At 26.2% G+C, this 18,161-nt stretch carries 12 protein-coding genes and 1 CRISPR repeat array; of the genes, 1 reads left to right on the top strand and 11 read right to left on the bottom strand.

The window, feature by feature from the left end:
* From GM111_RS01540 to sufU, 8 genes are all read right to left on the bottom strand, one after another.
* Positions 1 to 199, bottom strand: a 199-nt coding sequence (locus GM111_RS01540) for a hypothetical protein (RefSeq protein ID WP_408022627.1), incomplete at its 3' end; no start/stop codon positions are given.
* A 244-nt stretch (positions 200 to 443) separates the two neighbouring features.
* A CRISPR array of direct repeats spans positions 444 to 1,932; the repeat unit is 36 nt; unit sequence CACTCACATTATTCAAATTTACTAAGAATCTGTATC.
* A 99-nt stretch (positions 1,933 to 2,031) separates the two neighbouring features.
* The gene (cas2, locus tag GM111_RS01535; RefSeq protein ID WP_197034437.1) at positions 2,032 to 2,346 is read right to left on the bottom strand and encodes a CRISPR-associated endonuclease Cas2; all 315 of its coding nucleotides are present in this window, start codon (positions 2,344 to 2,346) and stop codon (positions 2,032 to 2,034) included.
* 4 nt (positions 2,347 to 2,350) lie between these two features.
* The gene (gene cas1, locus GM111_RS01530) at positions 2,351 to 3,277 is read right to left on the bottom strand and encodes a type II CRISPR-associated endonuclease Cas1 (protein WP_197034436.1); all 927 of its coding nucleotides are present in this window, start codon (positions 3,275 to 3,277) and stop codon (positions 2,351 to 2,353) included.
* Entirely contained in the window at positions 3,267 to 7,061 is a 3,795-nt protein-coding gene (gene cas9 / locus GM111_RS01525; RefSeq protein ID WP_156299128.1) for a type II CRISPR RNA-guided endonuclease Cas9, read from the bottom strand. Before cas9 ends, cas1 begins: the two co-directional genes overlap by 11 nt.
* Before the next feature lie 213 nt (positions 7,062 to 7,274).
* Positions 7,275 to 9,038, bottom strand: a complete 1,764-nt coding sequence (gene aspS, locus GM111_RS01520; protein WP_156299127.1) for an aspartate--tRNA ligase — start codon at positions 9,036 to 9,038, stop codon at positions 7,275 to 7,277.
* The gene (gene hisS, locus GM111_RS01515) at positions 9,038 to 10,276 is read right to left on the bottom strand and encodes a histidine--tRNA ligase (RefSeq protein ID WP_156299126.1); all 1,239 of its coding nucleotides are present in this window, start codon (positions 10,274 to 10,276) and stop codon (positions 9,038 to 9,040) included. The genes aspS and hisS overlap by 1 nt, the downstream gene beginning before the upstream one ends.
* Positions 10,273 to 10,944, bottom strand: coding sequence for a dTMP kinase (locus GM111_RS01510; RefSeq protein ID WP_156299125.1), 672 nt, complete (start codon positions 10,942 to 10,944; stop codon positions 10,273 to 10,275). Before GM111_RS01510 ends, hisS begins: the two co-directional genes overlap by 4 nt.
* A 9-nt stretch (positions 10,945 to 10,953) precedes the next feature.
* Entirely contained in the window at positions 10,954 to 11,382 is a 429-nt protein-coding gene (gene sufU / locus GM111_RS01505) for a Fe-S cluster assembly sulfur transfer protein SufU (protein ID WP_156299124.1), read from the bottom strand.
* 139 nt (positions 11,383 to 11,521) lie between these two features.
* Between sufU and GM111_RS01500 the strand changes: the two genes are divergently transcribed.
* On the top strand, positions 11,522 to 12,790 hold the full coding sequence (locus tag GM111_RS01500; protein WP_156299123.1) for a S41 family peptidase: 1,269 nt from the start codon (positions 11,522 to 11,524) through the stop codon (positions 12,788 to 12,790).
* 43 nt (positions 12,791 to 12,833) lie between these two features.
* Here the strand turns inward: GM111_RS01500 and GM111_RS01495 are convergent, their stop codons facing one another.
* The 3 genes from GM111_RS01495 to der all read right to left on the bottom strand — a co-directional run bounded on the left by GM111_RS01495 (position 12,834) and on the right by der (position 18,148).
* Complete coding sequence (locus GM111_RS01495; protein ID WP_156299122.1) at positions 12,834 to 14,627, bottom strand: endonuclease/exonuclease/phosphatase family protein; 1,794 nt, start codon at positions 14,625 to 14,627, stop codon at positions 12,834 to 12,836.
* A gap of 14 nt (positions 14,628 to 14,641) precedes the next feature.
* The gene (locus GM111_RS01490; RefSeq protein WP_156299121.1) at positions 14,642 to 16,657 is read right to left on the bottom strand and encodes a hypothetical protein; all 2,016 of its coding nucleotides are present in this window, start codon (positions 16,655 to 16,657) and stop codon (positions 14,642 to 14,644) included.
* A 174-nt stretch (positions 16,658 to 16,831) separates the two neighbouring features.
* Positions 16,832 to 18,148 carry a ribosome biogenesis GTPase Der gene (gene der / locus GM111_RS01485; protein ID WP_156299120.1) on the bottom strand — a complete coding sequence of 439 codons (1,317 nt, stop codon included), beginning with the start codon at positions 18,146 to 18,148 and terminating at the stop codon, positions 16,832 to 16,834.
* Positions 18,149 to 18,161 lie beyond the last annotated feature (13 nt).

Genomic DNA, 18,161 nt, shown 5'->3' with positions numbered 1-18,161 from the left:
CAAATATTCTTTTCTTAATTTTTAACTTTTCTGTGTCTGTATGTATATATTTTTTTATTGTCCTTGGATCTTTATTAAGTTCTCTACCTAGTTCTGAATAATTTACCTTTTCTATAGCTTCTGCTTCTATTATTTTCTTTATTTTGTATAAATCCATAACAGTATTTATTTCAATATTATTTATTAAGTTTAAAGTCATATCATATTCTCCTATCGATGTTACTAAAAGAATATTATACTATAGTTATTTAATCATATTTGAATTTCTATCTCCTTCCTTTTAAATTTTACTAATGTCCTACATTCTTATTTAGTCATAATCTTACATTCTTACTATTAACACAGACAACGTGGTTGTCAACTACTAGTTTACAACCAATTATGAAGCAAAAGTTGAAAGTTGAATCAAACAAGTTGTTGCAAAAAAATGCAACAACTCTACAAACATAAATTATTCAAATTTACTAAGAATCTGTATCCTGTAGGAAATGAATATGCACCTATAAAACCACTCACATTATTCAAATTTACTAAGAATCTGTATCATGATTTTGAAAATGTAGAAAGATTTAAAACACTCACATTATTCAAATTTACTAAGAATCTGTATCTACCTTTTCAAACTTTTTAGGGGCGAATTGCACTCACATTATTCAAATTTACTAAGAATCTGTATCTTTTTTAAAGAATATAAATCATCATCCATTCACTCACATTATTCAAATTTACTAAGAATCTGTATCAACTTGGGCTCAATGGGATGCTCTTGATTTCACTCACATTATTCAAATTTACTAAGAATCTGTATCCCTGTTTCTATAGGTTCTTATGGTGTTTACACTCACATTATTCAAATTTACTAAGAATCTGTATCACAACATTCTCTTTTGTTATAGTGTGGTCTCACTCACATTATTCAAATTTACTAAGAATCTGTATCTCCATATTTGAATCTTTTATCATAACCATAGCACTCACATTATTCAAATTTACTAAGAATCTGTATCGCATAAACTATTGCTTTATTCATTTTTTTTCACTCACATTATTCAAATTTACTAAGAATCTGTATCTAATCAAAGCATAAATAAAACTACTGAAACCACTCACATTATTCAAATTTACTAAGAATCTGTATCTAGCTTTAATTATCTCCTTTTGATTCTCGGCCACTCACATTATTCAAATTTACTAAGAATCTGTATCAAAAGTAAAAACCAGTGAATAATGCTTTTTCACTCACATTATTCAAATTTACTAAGAATCTGTATCTCTATTCCCTTTTTATTTAAAGTGTCTTGTCACTCACATTATTCAAATTTACTAAGAATCTGTATCTAAGAATAATATAGAATATGCTTATAAACCCACTCACATTATTCAAATTTACTAAGAATCTGTATCAATATGTTGAGGAACAAGAAAAGAAAAATGCACTCACATTATTCAAATTTACTAAGAATCTGTATCTTGATAATATCTTCATTTAATTGCATTAAACACTCACATTATTCAAATTTACTAAGAATCTGTATCATAATGGAAACTCGAGAATAAATGGAAAAACACTCACATTATTCAAATTTACTAAGAATCTGTATCATAGGGTCTAAAATCAATCTATCATATCTCCACTCACATTATTCAAATTTACTAAGAATCTGTATCAAGTCTTTATGTCCTATTTGAATTATCATTCACTCACATTATTCAAATTTACTAAGAATCTGTATCTATCAAATTTTTCAAAGTCTTCAAGAGTCCCACTCACATTATTCAAATTTACTAAGAATCTGTATCGAAATTATGTACACAGTATTAGGAACTTTACACTCACATTATTCAAATTTACTAAGAATCTGTATCATACTTTAATGATACAAATTATATGCATTTCACTCACATTATTCAAATTTACTAAGAATCTGTATCCTCTAGCAACGAAATTAGTATAATTCCGTTACTAGAAGATACAATTCAAATCCGAATAATTAATCAAAATCCATTAGAACAAAATTCACATTCACATTATCAAAAAACAACTAATGGACATTTTGAAACTTTAATTTCACTAATCTTAGGTTCTTTTACTAATACTATCATATTCTCATATTGCTTATTTGTTACTCTTAATATTCTTACTTCTCCACCATCTAACCTATTACATAATTTTTTAACCCTACTAAAATACTTAGAACATTCTGCTTCATTTCTACAAAATCTTGAATAGCAAGAATATTGCATCATAATGAAACCTTCAGATAGAAGATTTTTTCTGAAATCTTGAGCTTGTTTTCTTTCTAATTTTGTTAAAACTGGCAAATCAAAATAAACAAGTAATCTCATTTCTTTATAACTCTTTAAAGAGATCATAAAAATCTATTTTAATTATTTCAGGTATTGCCAGTTTTTCATTTCCATCTTCTAAAAAGTTTAAATAACTTTTTATTAAAAGTTCCATTGCATATAAAACAGTATATTCTTTTTTATTAACTTTTACATTCGCATTTAACAAACAAATTAATTCTTTTCTTGTATCTATACTTAATTCATCATCATGTATAAAATGATGCATGTAATTAAAAACATAATAATCAACTATAGGTCTAAAAGCTTCAATAAGATCATATGTTAGATTAAATGCATTCAACATAGAATCATGATGAACACCAATATGTGTTGTTAATCCAAAAGTACATAATAATCTTGTTATTGCACTTCTAAAAACTCCATATCCATAATCTAACGCCATATTTATTGCATCTTTTTCATTCTTCCTACAAAATCCAGTCCCATAAAGATAATTAAAAAATACTTTTGCTGCCGTCCCTTCTCTATTTTGACTATCATTCCCTACTACTTCTTTTTCATATTTCTCCATCAATTCTATAACATTACTTGAAGCATTCTCAATCTCTAAAACTTTTCTAGAATTAGCTATTTTAGCCTTAAGTAATTTTTCCCATATTAGATCTTTTGAAACTTGTGTTTGGAGTATTTGCAAATTATGTACATACGGTATTCTGTAATGCTGGTTAATAGGTAGGCTATATGCAGCAGGCATATGTTTATAATCACAAAATAGCATTGTTATATTTTTTAAAGACAATTCAGATATTAATCTCAAACTTATAGTACTATCAAGTGATTCAAAAACTATTATTGCAATATCATTAATTGGAACTGATAACTTTTTTTCATCCCTTTCAATAATTAAATTATCATTTTCAAAATGAATATACGATTTTTGTGTTATCAATATTTGTCTAAAAGGCATCATAATCACCTAATATATTTTTTGAAACTTTTTTAATTGATTTTATATTTGAGATAGTAATTTGGTATTGTTTTCTAACACTTCTAAAAATATTATTGTCAATTAAATCTAATCCATCACCTAAAAGTGTATTAACTTCAAATAACCCTGACCCAAACCCAACAACTAAGCATTCACATACTGCTCCTGAATTTAATTCTAATTTGATACATTCACCTGAGACTAATTCATATTTTAATTTATATCCATTTTCTTCTAATTTATTATAGTTTACCTTTTGAGAGTTCTTTTCACCTTGAGATTTCCATATCATTATATCAAAATCTTTACCTTGTTTTAATAAGTTATAGTTATATCTTCCTAAAGAAGCAAATCTTAAACCTTGTTCTCCATCTTTTTCAAAAACAAGGATTTTAACTATAGTTTGCCCCATTTCCACATATCTTTTATCTCCAAGTTTTATTAATTTATCTTTATTTCCATCAACTAATTTAACCTTTTTAATTATATTTCCATTCTTTAGTCTTGGATATTCTTTACTCTTACTTGCAATCCACTTAATAAGTGTTTGATATATTTCTTTCTGTGTATTTTCCTTATCAAATAGTTTCTCAAGTTTTTTATTATCTAAATTAAATACTGATACTCTCTTAGTAATTTCCCCTTTACTTTCACCTAATATTGTTTCTGCATGTAAGGCCCCTTTAACCTTAGACTTAACTACATGAAATGGAAATTTAGGTATTTCTCTTTTATCAAAGATTTTAAATTTAATATCATTATAGAAATCATCATATGGTTTTGTTAACGATAACTTATATTCTTTTCCATCAATAGTAAATTTCATCCCCTTTTCATTTCCATTTATATCCACAAATTTCTCTTTATTTAGCTCTTCTGCAAATTCTCTTGGATTTACATATTCCCCTTTTTCTTCAATCAATATTTCTTCATCTCTATTTTTTAAACTTGAGATCAATTGATTAAACTTAGTCAATTTCATCTGCATTGATTTAGTCATATTTGTTAAAAGGAAAGCATCTAAAGCATGATGTAGGTGATTATCTCTATTTTTACTATAAACTTGTTCCTTTAAATTGCTTAGCATTTTAAATAATATTGAAGTAATTTCACTTTCAACATTTTTTATTTCTTCCACATCAACAACTTTTACATCAAAAAGAACTTTATTTTCAAAATCTTCAGAAATTTTTTCTAAATTAATCTTTTTAGAAAGTTCCTTTTGTAATACTTCATCTTTAACAGTTTTAAACTCACCTGATTTATTTTTCTCAACTTTTGTTTCAGTTGAAACTACTAAACCTGTTTCTAAATTCTCTGCACTTATTACTAAGCTGTCTTTATTTATTATAAATGGTTTTATACTAAAATTCTTATTTTTAATTTCAAGATCTCCTGATTCGAAATTATGTGTAAACCTGTTTAATCCATAAAGTGTTCTCAATTTAGATGTCATTTTACCATTAAATGCTACAACATTTCTATTATATATGTATTTGGTTTTTTCATTACCATCTTTATCATATTTAGCTTCTTCAGAAACTGGAATTAATCTTTGGAAAATATTTAATGCAAGTCTTGAAGAATAACTTGTTGCATGTAATTCTCTTTCTAAAAAATCATCTTTTACTACTTCTTCTTTAAAAAGTAAATTTTCTTTCTTTTTATTATTAATATTAATATTTAATTCAACTCTTCTTCTAAATTCTTCCCATTTTTGAGTATCTTTAAGCCATTGATAAGGTGTTCTTTCTTTTTTATCTTGGTTTTCTTTTGAAAGTACCAACACTTTATTTGAATAAGAATTATCATAAGATTTTGAATAAGGTAAAATATGATCAACTTGTACTTCTGCACTAATTAATTGATGTCTTTCTATAGGCTTACCTGAATAAATACACATTTTGTTTTGTTCTTCCCATAATTTTATTCTAATAAAATCATCTTGTGACAATCTTTCTTTACCTACTACTATATCTTTATTTTCACCATACATTTCAAATGCTGCAACTTCTTTTTTAACTTTATTATCTAATTGCTCTCTTTTTATAATATTTCTTGTAGAAAAATCATTAGAAAAATCTCTAGCTAATTCTAAATGAACCTTTTCTGGTCTTCCATATTTAAATAATATAGTGTTATATAATTTTCTAAGTATAACTAATATATGTTTTACATTTGGGTTAGTAATTTTTGTATTAAGCGTTTCTTCTATTTGAGCAATAGTTGGGAATTTTTTCCAATCTGTATTAGTATCAATGTAATAATTTAAACTAGAAAGTGACGCTTCATAATCCATTCCTTCAAGTAATTTACTATTTAATTTTTTGATTAAACTTAAAGATAAATTTCCATTTCTTGTATAATTTGGAAATCCTTTAATTACTTCAACTATATCCTTAGCTTCTTTAAAAACTTTATATCTTTCAACATTTTCTACATAGTAATCTACTTTTGTATCTGTTTTAGCATATGTTAATATTTCAGCTACTAAATCAAGAAAATCAATTCCACCTAGTTCATTTATTCTTTCTTCTGATATACCATTCTTTTTAAAGTCTGATTTTAATTTCTTATAAACAGCTAAATTATTTTTGACTAATTCTTGTTTCATTCTTTCCTTATTCAGTTTTTCATTAAACTCAATTATTTGTTCCTCAATTATATCGTCTTTATTTATTTCACCAAAAAATGATTTTCTATTTTTAATATATTCATTTCTAGATAATTGTGGAATATCAAGTATTCTAATATTTTTACTTTTTATATTTTCTTGAATTAAAGAATAAGTAAGTTTTTTATCTTTAAAAAATACTAATTCATATATTCTTTGGATAGTATCTTTATCCAGTTTTTTCTTTTCTCTCTTGTTTTCTGAATTAAAATCAAAATATCTAATATTATTTAATTTTTGAAGCATTACAAATATTTCAAATGAAGGTGATGCTTTTACAGCTCTTGGTTCACCTGTATATTTACAAGTACCTGCAAGTTTACTGTAATCAATTTTATACATACTATTCCCACCAGGCCCATCAGAAAAATCTCTTTGAGAAGATAATATTTCAATATACGAATCTAAAAGTTCTTTTGAAACTAATTTTTGATTTCCAAGTATTTTTTTAGCTTCATCTATTACTTGATTTCTTTTGAATCCAAATTTATAGTTTCCTTCCTTATTTTTAAATCCTAAAATAGTATTATCATTCTCTCTAGTCATATATATTACTTCAATAGGTGTTAACCCTTCTTTTTCAATTATTTCTGTATTTCTTGCTATAATTGGTTTTAATTTTTTTTCATCAGAATCATTTTCACTGCTTTTCTTCTTTAAACTTTCTAATAATTCTAACTCATCAGTTTTTCTATTTGATTTAAATCCTCTATTTTTGCAATAAAAAATCATCAATCTTTCGATATCATTTTTTTCTAATTGATCAGTTAACCCTTTTAATCTTATACTATATATATCTTGAATTTTACCTTTATATATTTCTTTTAGTTCTGTTTCAGTTACGAATTTTGATTTAAGTAAAAGCTCTTTAGTTCTTTCAATTCTATGTTGTTTTCTTCTTAAAATTCTTCTTCCACCTCTTTTATTTCTTCTCTCAACATTATATAATTTTCCTTTATCATTATCTAAAGGAGTAAATATTACCGAATTAGCATCAACTAAACCTATAGGTTCTCCATTTTCATTTATTTTTGTTACTGCCCATCCAATAGAAGCTACTCCTAAATCCAAACCTAGTGTATATTTCATATATCTATCTCCTTATATTTTTTTCACTAAAATTATACCCCGTTTTTTTTTTAAATCAATATATGTAAAAAATTTAAAGAAAGACTTTTTTAACCAAGTTAAAAAAATTCTCAATTTCTTCTTAACTTTCATTTGTAAAATAATTTTTCAAATACTAGAATAATAGTATACATGGTAAAAGAAAAAGCAATTCCTAAGGAATTGCTTTTTTTATTATTCAACAACTATTTTTTTAAGTCTTAAATCATTTTCAAGTTGTTTATGATCAACATCAGCTGGTGCTCCAGTTAATAAATCTTGACCTTTATTAGTTTTAGGGAATGGTATTACTTCTTTAATAGAGTTTTCTTTTAACATAGCCATTAACCATCTATCAAGACCAAATGCTAATCCTCCATGTGGTGGAACTCCATAACTTAATGTTTCTAAGAAGAATCCAAATTTATCTAATTGCTCTTCTTTAGATAATCCTAATTCATCAAATACTTTTGATTGTAATTCAGAATCATGTATTCTAATTGATCCTCCACCAATTTCATATCCATTCAATACTAAGTCATAAGATTCAGATAATATCTTATCATATTCTTTAGTTTCTAAATATTTAATATGTTCTTTTTTAATTGATGTGAATGGATGGTGAGCTGCTTGATATCTTTCTTCTTCTTCAGAATATTCAAACATAGGGAAATCAAGTACCCAAACAAATTTAAATTTATCTTTGTCTATTAATCCTAATTCTTCTCCAAGTTTTAATCTTAATGCTCCTAAACCATCTAGAACTACTTTATTTTTATCTGCAAGTATGAATACTATTTCATTATTCTTTAATTCTAATCTTTCAACTAAAGCATTTAATGTAGCTTCATCAAAGAATTTAGCTATAGGAGAATTAATACTTCCATCTTCTAATTTCTTAATGTATGCTAAACCTTTAGCTTTATAGTAAACTTTAACAAAGTCTTCTAAGTCTTTTATTTTCTTTCTAGAAAATTCTCTATCTTCACTAACTATAGCTCTAACACTTCCTCCATTTGCTATAGCATCATCAAATACTGAGAAACCTTTACCATTAACTATATCTGAAATATCTTGTATTTTCATTCCAAATCTTAAATCTGGTTTGTCAGATCCATAATTATTCATGGCATAATCATAACTAATTCTTTCAAATGGTGCTTCTTGAACTTCACCTGTTACATCTGTAAATACTTTTTTAGCTAATCTTTCAACAAGATTTAAAATATCTTCTTGATGTATGAATGACATTTCTAAGTCAAGTTGTGTAAATTCTGGTTGTCTATCTGCTCTTAAATCTTCGTCTCTAAAACATTTAGCAAGTTGGTAATATTTATCTACTCCAGCTACCATTAATGTTTGTTTAAATAATTGGGGCGATTGAGGCAGTGCATAGAAATCTCCTTTTTGTATTCTACTTGGAACTATGAAATCACGTGCTCCTTCTGGAGTTGCTTTACCAAGTATAGGAGTATCTATATCTAAGAATCCTTCATTATTCATGAATTCTCTAATAGAGAATAACATTTCATTTCTCTTCTTAATATTTTCTAAAACTCTTCTTCTTCTGATATCTAAATATCTATATGTTAATCTTAAATTTTCATTTACATTACCTTCTGTAAGTTCGAAAGGTAAAGGTTTAGATGTAGAAAGTACTGTTAATTCTTCAGCTAATACTTCTATATCTCCAGTTTCAATATTTTTGTTTTTAGAACTTCTTTCAAGAACTTTTCCTTTTACTTGAATTACAAATTCATTTTTAATTTTCTTTACTAATTCTTGAACTTCAGCTGGTGAATTTTCATTAATTAATACTTGTGTAATTCCATATCTATCTCTTAAGTCTATAAAAGTAAAGTGACCTAAATCTCTTACTTTATCAACCCATCCAGATAAAGTTACAACTTCATTAACATTTTCTATTCTTAATTCATTTAACTTATGACTTCTATACATTATTTTACCCTTTCTACTACTTCAGTTATAGTTATTTCTTCTTGGTTTCCTGTGCTGAAATCTTTAAACGTTACTTTTCCAGCATTCATTTCACTTTCTCCTAATATTACTACATAATTTGCATTTACCTTATTAGCTTTCTTCATTTGTGAAGAGAAACCTTTAGGGCTATATTCAAATTCTACGTTAATATCATTTTTTCTAAGTTCTTTTAATACTTCAAATAAGTAATCTTTTGTTTCCTCAAAGTATGCTATAAATACTTTCTTTTCTTCTTTTACAAGAAGTGATTCATCCATTAACATTGAAAGTCTTTCTATACCTGCTGCAAATCCTATTCCTGGAACTTTAACTCCTGCTAAGATTTCAGTTAACTTATCATATCTTCCTCCACCAAGTACTGTAGATTGAGAGCCAAGTTTACTTGACTTAATTTCAAATACTGTATCACAATAGTAATCAAGTCCTCTAACAAGTGCTGGATTAATTAAATAATTTACATTAAATTTATCAAGATTAGCCTTTAATTCTTCAAAGAATTTAGTACTTTCTCCATCAAAGAAATCATGTAATTTTGGAGCTCCTTCTAAAACTTTTTGATCTCCTTCATCTTTTGAGTCAAAAACTCTTAAAGGATTTTTCTCTGCTCTTATTTTTGAATCATTACTTAATTTATCTATATTTGCTAATAAATAGTTTTGTAATTCCTTAATATATATTATTCTTGATTCTACTGAACCTAATGAATTTAATTCCACAACCAAATCATTTATTCCTAATTTATTTAAGAACTCACATGCCATAGTAATCATTTCTGCATCTAAGAAAGGACTTCTAATTCCAAATGATTCTACTCCAAATTGGTGGAATTCTCTATATCTACCTTTTTGAGGAGCTTCATATCTATACATAGGCCCATGATAATACCATTTAACATTAGGACTAGATTTATGGAATCCAGCATTTAAATATGCTCTAACTACTCCTGCAGTCCCTTCAGGACGCATAGTAACACTCCTATCTCCTTTATCCATGAATGTATACATTTCTTTTGAAACTACATCTGTTTCATCTCCAACAGCTCTTTTAAAAAGATCCGTTTCTTCTAATATTGGTGTTATTACATTTGAATATCCATATTTATCGAATGTAGTCTTTGCAGCATTAACTATGTAGTTATACTTCTCTGCATCTACTGCAAACATATCCTTCATTCCTCTTAATGTCTCAAGTTTCATAGTATCTCCTTCACTTCATTATATATTAACTCATGTATTTTATCTATTGATAACATTACACCATCTTTTACACAGTCTATAACTTTCCAACCTTTTTCTTCTGCTATAGCAAGAGCATTATAGTAAGATTTTCTTAGATAATCTTTATCACTTTCATGTATATCTTTTTTACTTTCTCCAGTAAACTTATTTTCTCTATTTTCCATTAAATTAAAAGTGTACTCTATTGGTACATTTAAAAAGATAGTAATATTTGGTCTAGGTATACCAAATTTATTAAATTCTTGGTCTTCTAACCAATCTAAATATCTATGTTTTTCATCTTTATCATCTATTTTAGATCCATGATGTATCATATTTGATCCTGTATATCTATCACTTAATATTATTGTTCCTGATAAATAATCTTTCTCCCAGTCTGTCTTATATGATGCATATCTATCTATACCAAAGAATGTTGAAGCTGTATATGCATTAACATCAGTAGGTTTAGAACCAAACTCTCCAGATAAATACATCTTAACTAATGCTGAAGAATTAGATTCATAATTAGGGAAAGAAATTTTCTTAACAAGTTTACCTTCACTAATTAATCTATCATATAGCTTTTGTGTTTGTGTTTGTTTCCCACTTCCGTCAGTTCCTTCTATTATTATTAATTTACCCATATTTATCTCCTAGTGTTTTTCTAATATTACTTTTAAGCTATGCCAAGCAAGTGTTGAACATTTAATTCTAGCAGGCATATCTTTAGTTATTTCTAATAGCATAGCTTCACCTAAAATATCTTTTTTAACATCTTCTACATCTTCACCCTTCATTACTTTAAAGAATACATCTATGATTTCTTTAGCTTCACCTATATTTTTACCTTTAACAAGTTCTACAAGCATAGCTGCAGAAGCTGTAGAGATAGCACAACCTGTCCCTAAAAATGATGCATTTTCAATTTTATCTCCATCTATTTTTAAAACAATAGAAAGATCATCTCCACAAGAAGGATTATGTCCTCTTTCTACATCAGTTGCACCTTCTATTTCTCCTCTTAAATCATATCTCTTATTATATTCCATAATTGTTAATTGGTATAATCTATCTAAGCTCATATTTGCTCCCTAAACGTTTTATTCTATTTTAACATATTTATATGAATTTTTCTATATTAGAGTTGATTTTTTCTAAATTATCTTGACAAGTTTTTAAACTTGAGGTACATTATATTATATATATTTTTGGAGGAATTACATGAAAAAATTTTTACCATTAATTTTTTTCTTAATAATGATCACTATTGCTATTAATAGAAATAAAGAAGAAAAAATAAAAATAGAGCCTTATAAAATAGAAATTAAAAATGAAAAACAGAAAAAATGTAAATTAGAAATATTACCAGAAATAGATTTAAAAATATATAGAACAAGTAAATATGAACATTTAATTTCAAATATTTTCGATGAAAATAGAAAACATAATAAAGAAAGTGTATACAGTGATACAGAACTATTATTCAAACTACTATCAACTCATTATGTTGGTTATTGTAATAACGGCGGAAAAAATACCTTTAATAAAATTAAAGAAAATATATTTAATAAACTTGAAAAAGAAATTTTTCCTATTACTCAAAAAAAATATGATGAAATATTAATAAATGAATTCTCTAAGTACATTAAAGATGGACACTTTAATATTAATAATAAAAATCTTAAACATATAGAAAAGTTTACTTATTTAAGTAAAGATTATATTAAAAAAGATGATATTTTAGAAGTGAACGCTGATATAGTTCCTACAATAGATCTAAGTGGGAAAATACAATATATTTTAAAAACAGAAAATTCAAAATATTTAAATTATTATGAAATAAACGCTAAACATAAAGACAATACAGAAGAAAAAATATCACTTTATCCTTTATTAAATCATAATATTTCTATTTTTGATTATACTGATAATGAAAACATTGTATATATTGCAATTCCTAGATTTTACGATAATAAAAAAATTATATATGAAAAAGTAAAAAATACCAATTTTAAAAATAAAGATGTTATTATAGATTTAAGAGGAAATCATGGTGGATATTTGGATAATATAGAGAGCTTATTAAGAGAAATTTTTGATTTTAAATTTGACATGGATTTGGATAACCAAGATTTATTTTTAAACTTTAATGATATTAAAGCCTCAAATAGATTTAATACTAAAATATATATTTTAGTTAATAAAGAAAGTGCATCTGCTTCAGAACTTACTGTACTTTTCACAAAATTATTTGATTTTAAAAATACATATATAATCGGCGATTATACATCAGGTGCTTTTCAATATTCTTCAGGAGATAAATTCTATTTACCTAATACTAAAACATCATTTATTTTTTCAAATTATACTTCACTTCCTATATTAGAAAATATAAATGAATATGAAGGTTTTAAACCTGATATTTGGTTAGACACCCATGATAAAGATTTTCTAATTAAAGTAAGAAATTTCGTTAAAAATAATAGGTAAATTAAAATGGAATTATCACAATCATGAGATAATTCCATTATTTTTATTTCAATTTAAACTGTATAAATACTGGATCGTGATCACTAAATGCACCTTGTGACTTAGTAAATTCAGGATTTATTCTAATAACATCTACATTAATATTTCCATCATATTCTTTGTTTATAAAGATATTATCAAGAACTTGTGACATACCTTCATATACATAAGAATATCTCTTATTAGGTGCTAATTGTCCCATAACATCTATCAATTCATTCCCTCTTAAATTATCTGAAGTAACTGAGAAATCAAAGTCATTTATATCTCCCATCACTATTACAGTAGCATCTTTATCTTTAGATAAAATATCTTTAACAAAATTATTAATATATTTAGCTTGTTCATGTCTATGATTTTCAGATCTTCTTCTAGGTGGTTGTTTAGGACCAAATACAGGGTCATCTCCTCTTTTTGAACTTAAATGTACTCCTATAACATATAGATGTTTGCCGTTTACCTCAAATAAAGCAACTAATGGTTTTCTTGTTGCTATAAATGCATTACTATCAATTCCTATTCTACCAGGATTATATTTTAATTTAGCACCACCATTTTCATCAACCAATACCTCTGTATTTTCATAAGAATTACTTTGGTTAAATTCTACTAATTTTAATTTATCTTTTCTATATAGTATGGCATTCCGTATATTCATAGATGGCATTCCTCCATCTTTTCCATATTCAGGATCTACTGCTAAATATCCATAATCTATATCTGATTCATATTTAATAGCATCAATCATTGCTTGTCCATTCTTTTCAGAACTTACTACATCACTTGTTGTTGGACCATCGTCATCTCCTACTTCTATTAAAGTAATAATATCAGGAGTATTTAATTTATCCTTAACTTGTTTTGCAAAAATAGGTGTTCTTTCTGGACTTACTGCATGTGCATAGTTTTCAACATTATATGAAGAAATATTAATCATATCTTCTCTATATTTAAATTCTAATACATCAGGTTTAGAACCTATATTTTCTATAGGTGGTAATTCTTCTGTAGGTAAAACTTTAATAGAGTTATAGTTATCATTCGTTAACACTCCAACTATATCAGCTTTAAATTTATCTCCTGGATTAGGAGTAAATTCTCTAATGAAATGTTTATCTCTCCAATAATAGCTATCAACTGCTGAAACATCTATTACATGATTTTTTTCATTACCATATTTATTGTATAATATACCACCATTTTCTGTAATTACAGCTTTATCTCTAGCTAACTTCGGTATTACAAATATGTCTCCATATTCTTCTTTATGTCCTGTAATATATGGATCTAAAATTTTAACTACCATTCCTTCTAATGATTCAAAATAGTCCATAGCAGATGCATTTCTATCTAAAGCTAATACATCACCATCAGCAATATTACTAGGTATTTCATCTCCTCTAATTTCTGTAACCATAGGTTTTAAATTTACATCTAGAACTTCTAAATCTTTTGCAATTATTGCAGTAACTGTCAATTTAGTACTATCAAATTTTGCAAATTGTAACTCTTCAACTTTTCCTGAAACATTTACTAAATCTCCTACAGATATTTTATCTACACCTTTATATTCTACATATATTCCCTCAGATGTATTAGAGTCTTGATCAGGTTTTTCACTTTGTATATACATACCTTTATTGTATTTAGTATTAATTTTGTAAGTAACTATTCCTTCTACATCACTAACATTTTTATTTAATAAAGGGGATTGAAGGCCTCTTCCTTGTATTTCAGAAATACTTTCAGCATATCCTAGACTTGCTAATGCTAAAAGTGTTAATAATATTTTTCTCATTTTACTTCTCCTAATTACCAGTTATACGAAATATTTAATCCAACATTTCCTATATATTTTTTAACTGCATCAATATCTTTATCTTTTTTATAAACATAAGTAAATGATGTAGTTGGTTTAACAGTTAATCTATTTTCAACAAATTTAAGTTCTGAACCTACACCAACTTTTACTTTTATTTCTCTATCTTTTTCAGGCATATCTTTTACTGATAATTCTTTAGCTTCGTTATATTCATACTTTGTTTCATTTTCATCTACTTTTCTATATTTATAGAATCTAAATAAGTTATGTCCTAAATTTTCAGTATAATCTTTGAAATTATTCATATGATCAAATGATAATTTATTTACTCTATAATCTACATCAAGTCCTGCAGTTAAAGTTATATTTTCTTCAACATTATATTTAACTTCATTTTTATTCATTAAACCATATCTATTTTCTGCATTTTCACTATTAAACATATCTCTTGAATATGCAAATTGAGTTTCAGTACCTATATATCCTTTATCTTTTTTATATGAAGCTTTAAACCCTGGGTTTAAGAATAATAATAAATTATTAGTATTAGTGATTACTTCATCTTTTTTCACTTTCTTGATTTCTGTTACCATTTCATATTCATTAGCAAAGTTTAAGTTTCCTTCTACTTTTACTCCTCTGTTTAAATATGTTAATTTATTTTCACTTAAAGCAAAGATAGAATGAGTTACTCCTTTATTACTTTGACCTAACATTCTATATTTTAAACTACTTGAACTATCATAAATTAAACGTCCATCTCTTCCACTAGATTTGTAACCAAATCCTAAAGTTGCATCGCTAATTGGAGCAAATGAAATATATGTTTTAAATGCACCATCCGTAATTAATTTTAAGTTATCTAACACATTGTGTTCATAAATAGCTTTTAAGTCATAACTATGATTTGTGAATATAGTTTTACCTAAAGAAACACTATTTGAAGTTGAGAATTCTCCAAACAATCTATATTTATCTGTAACATAATTAGCATTTCCTGTAACTCTTACTGTATGTTTATTTTCATCAATTAAATTACTTTCACCTTTTTTAGTTTTTTTAGCCTTACCATCAACATATACTGAATGTTTTAATTCATAATCTGCCTTTGCAACTACAGTAAGATTTTTGATACCAGTATATTTAAAGTAATTTTTTTGTTCAAATTCTAGGAATCTTTCTCCTTCTTCAGTAGCTTTAAATCCTGATTTTAAATCAAGTTTAGCTTGATTGTAGAAGAAAGTATCAGGTATTATTCTTGAACTAGAGAATTTAAGATCTACATTAAGTGCTCCACCATTTTCAGCAACATTAATATCTCCTTCTTTAGCTTTATTACTTATAACTTTAGTTTTTTGTTGAGTTTCAGTATTTACATCATATATAAATTTAGTATTGAAGAACCCTAAATCATACATAGTATTAGTTTCTAAATAAGAATAGAATCTATTAGTACCTTTTGCATAATCTTTAGTTGTAAAGCTTCCTCCAGCATAAAGATCTGTTCTATTAATACGAGTATTTGCATGTGCTCCTATAATAGTGTTTTTACCTTTTTCTTCTTTATACCCTAATCTATTTAAAGCATCTGTTTTTTGGAAGAAATTGAAATCATCCTTATATTTATTCTTAACAGATAAATGATTAGTTAATTCATTTTTAAAGCTTTTATCTTCATCATAACTACGATTTACAAGATTTTTATATGCAGCATAAACTCCTACATCAGTTTTATCTCCTAAATTTTTTTCATAGCTTAAACCTACTAAATGTTTAGCTTCTGAAGTATTAGTGTCTAAAACATCTTTTTTTGCGCCTTCTAAATTAATAAAGAAATACGCATCTTTTTGTGAATCTAAATACATTCCTAATTTAGTTTTTCCATTTAAATCTAAATTAGTACCTTTTCCAAATTCTACATTACCTTCTATTTCAAAATTTCCAGTGGTAGCCGACATTGAAACCATAGAAGTAATTGCTAAAAGTCCAAAAACAATTTTTTTCATGAATTATATCCTCCTAAAATATTATATTCGATTTTATTATACCTTGAAATAGAATAAAAGAAAAGGTATTTTATAAAAAATAAACAAAACCCCTAAAAAATAGAAGGACATTCTATTTAATTAGGGGTATTTTTTAGAGTCTTTATTGATTTTTTATAACTTTTTCAAATTAATTTATTCTCCATATCCTGTATTTTTCTTATTAAATGTAATTTCTATAGGAGAACCTTCAAATCCAAAGTATTCTCTTAAGTTATTTTCTATATATCTCTTATATGAGAAATGTATTAAATCAGGGTTGTTAGAGAAGAATACAAATCTTGGTGGTGCAACACCAATTTGTGTTCCATAGTTAATTTTAACTGCTCTACCTTTTCTTGTAGGAACAGGATTTTTAGCTATCATTTCTTCTAATACTTGATTTAGAAGTCCTGTAGATATTTTCTTATTATATTCTTCACTTATCATCTTAACTTGTTCAACTATATTTATAGTTCTTTTACCAGTTAGTGCTGATATTGTAACTACAGGTGCATAGTCTAAGAATGGCATATCTGCTTTAACAAGATCAGTAAATTCTTTAACTGTCTTATTATCTTTTTCTATTAAATCCCATTTATTAATTGCAATTATTAAAGGTTTTTTCTCTTCAAATATTAATCCCGCAATTCTCTTATCTTGTTCAGTTAATAGTTCAGTTGCATCTAACATAAGTACACAAACATTTGCTCTTTGTATTGCTTTAACTGCTCTTAAAACTGAATAGTATTCAATATCATCTTCAACTTTAGATTTTCTTCTAATTCCTGCTGTATCTATAATAGTATATTTTTCACCATCATAATTAAAGCTTGAGTCTATAGAATCTCTAGTAGTTCCAGCAATATCACTAACTATTGATCTTTCTTTATTTAATATCTTATTTACAAAAGAAGATTTACCTGCATTAGGTCTTCCAAGTACTGCTATACATAATCCTGGTTCTTCTTCTTTATTAACTACAGGGAATTTTTCCACAGCAGCATCTAAAAGATCTCCTAAGTTTACTTTATGTTCTGCAGAAATTGGGATTACATCCTCAAATCCTAATCCATAAAATTCATACATAGCATCTTTATCTCTCATATAGTTATCTATTTTATTTACAGCTACTATAACTTTCTTATCTTCTTTTCTAAGTATTTTTGCAATATCTTCATCTACTGCAGTAATTCCGGCTTTACCATCAACTAAGAATATGATAGAATCTGCTTCATCTATCGCAACTCTAGCTTGGTCTTTGATTTTACTCATCATAAAATCATTACTACGAGGTTCTAATCCTCCAGTATCAACTAATAGAAATTTCTTCCCAGACCATTCTGTTTCTCTATATAGTCTATCTCTTGTAACACCAATTTCATCTTTAACTATTGATAATCTATCACCAATTAATTTATTGAATAGTGTTGATTTTCCAACATTAGGTCTTCCAACTATTGCTACTATCATGTTATCACTCCTT

Origin of the sequence: Streptobacillus canis (genome assembly GCF_009733925.1) — a bacterium.
GTDB classification, from domain to species: Bacteria; Fusobacteriota; Fusobacteriia; order Fusobacteriales; family Leptotrichiaceae; genus Streptobacillus; species Streptobacillus canis.
Note: the sequence above shows the minus strand (reverse complement) of the source record. Positions and strands in the feature narration are given on the sequence as shown.

Bases quoted from the DNA above. Each gene is read 5' to 3' on its own strand.
- cas2 (WP_197034437.1), bottom strand. From the start codon at position 2,346: ATGAGATTACTTGTTTATTTTGATTTGCCAGTTTTAACAAAATTAGAA.
- cas1 (WP_197034436.1), bottom strand. From the start codon at position 3,277: ATGCCTTTTAGACAAATATTGATAACACAAAAATCGTATATTCATTTT.
- cas9 (WP_156299128.1), bottom strand. From the start codon at position 7,061: ATGAAATATACACTAGGTTTGGATTTAGGAGTAGCTTCTATTGGATGG.
- aspS (WP_156299127.1), bottom strand. From the start codon at position 9,038: ATGTATAGAAGTCATAAGTTAAATGAATTAAGAATAGAAAATGTTAAT.
- hisS (WP_156299126.1), bottom strand. From the start codon at position 10,276: ATGAAACTTGAGACATTAAGAGGAATGAAGGATATGTTTGCAGTAGAT.
- GM111_RS01510 (WP_156299125.1), bottom strand. From the start codon at position 10,944: ATGGGTAAATTAATAATAATAGAAGGAACTGACGGAAGTGGGAAACAA.
- sufU (WP_156299124.1), bottom strand. From the start codon at position 11,382: ATGAGCTTAGATAGATTATACCAATTAACAATTATGGAATATAATAAG.
- GM111_RS01500 (WP_156299123.1), top strand. From the start codon at position 11,522: ATGAAAAAATTTTTACCATTAATTTTTTTCTTAATAATGATCACTATT.
- GM111_RS01495 (WP_156299122.1), bottom strand. From the start codon at position 14,627: ATGAGAAAAATATTATTAACACTTTTAGCATTAGCAAGTCTAGGATAT.
- GM111_RS01490 (WP_156299121.1), bottom strand. From the start codon at position 16,657: ATGAAAAAAATTGTTTTTGGACTTTTAGCAATTACTTCTATGGTTTCA.
- der (WP_156299120.1), bottom strand. From the start codon at position 18,148: ATGATAGTAGCAATAGTTGGAAGACCTAATGTTGGAAAATCAACACTA.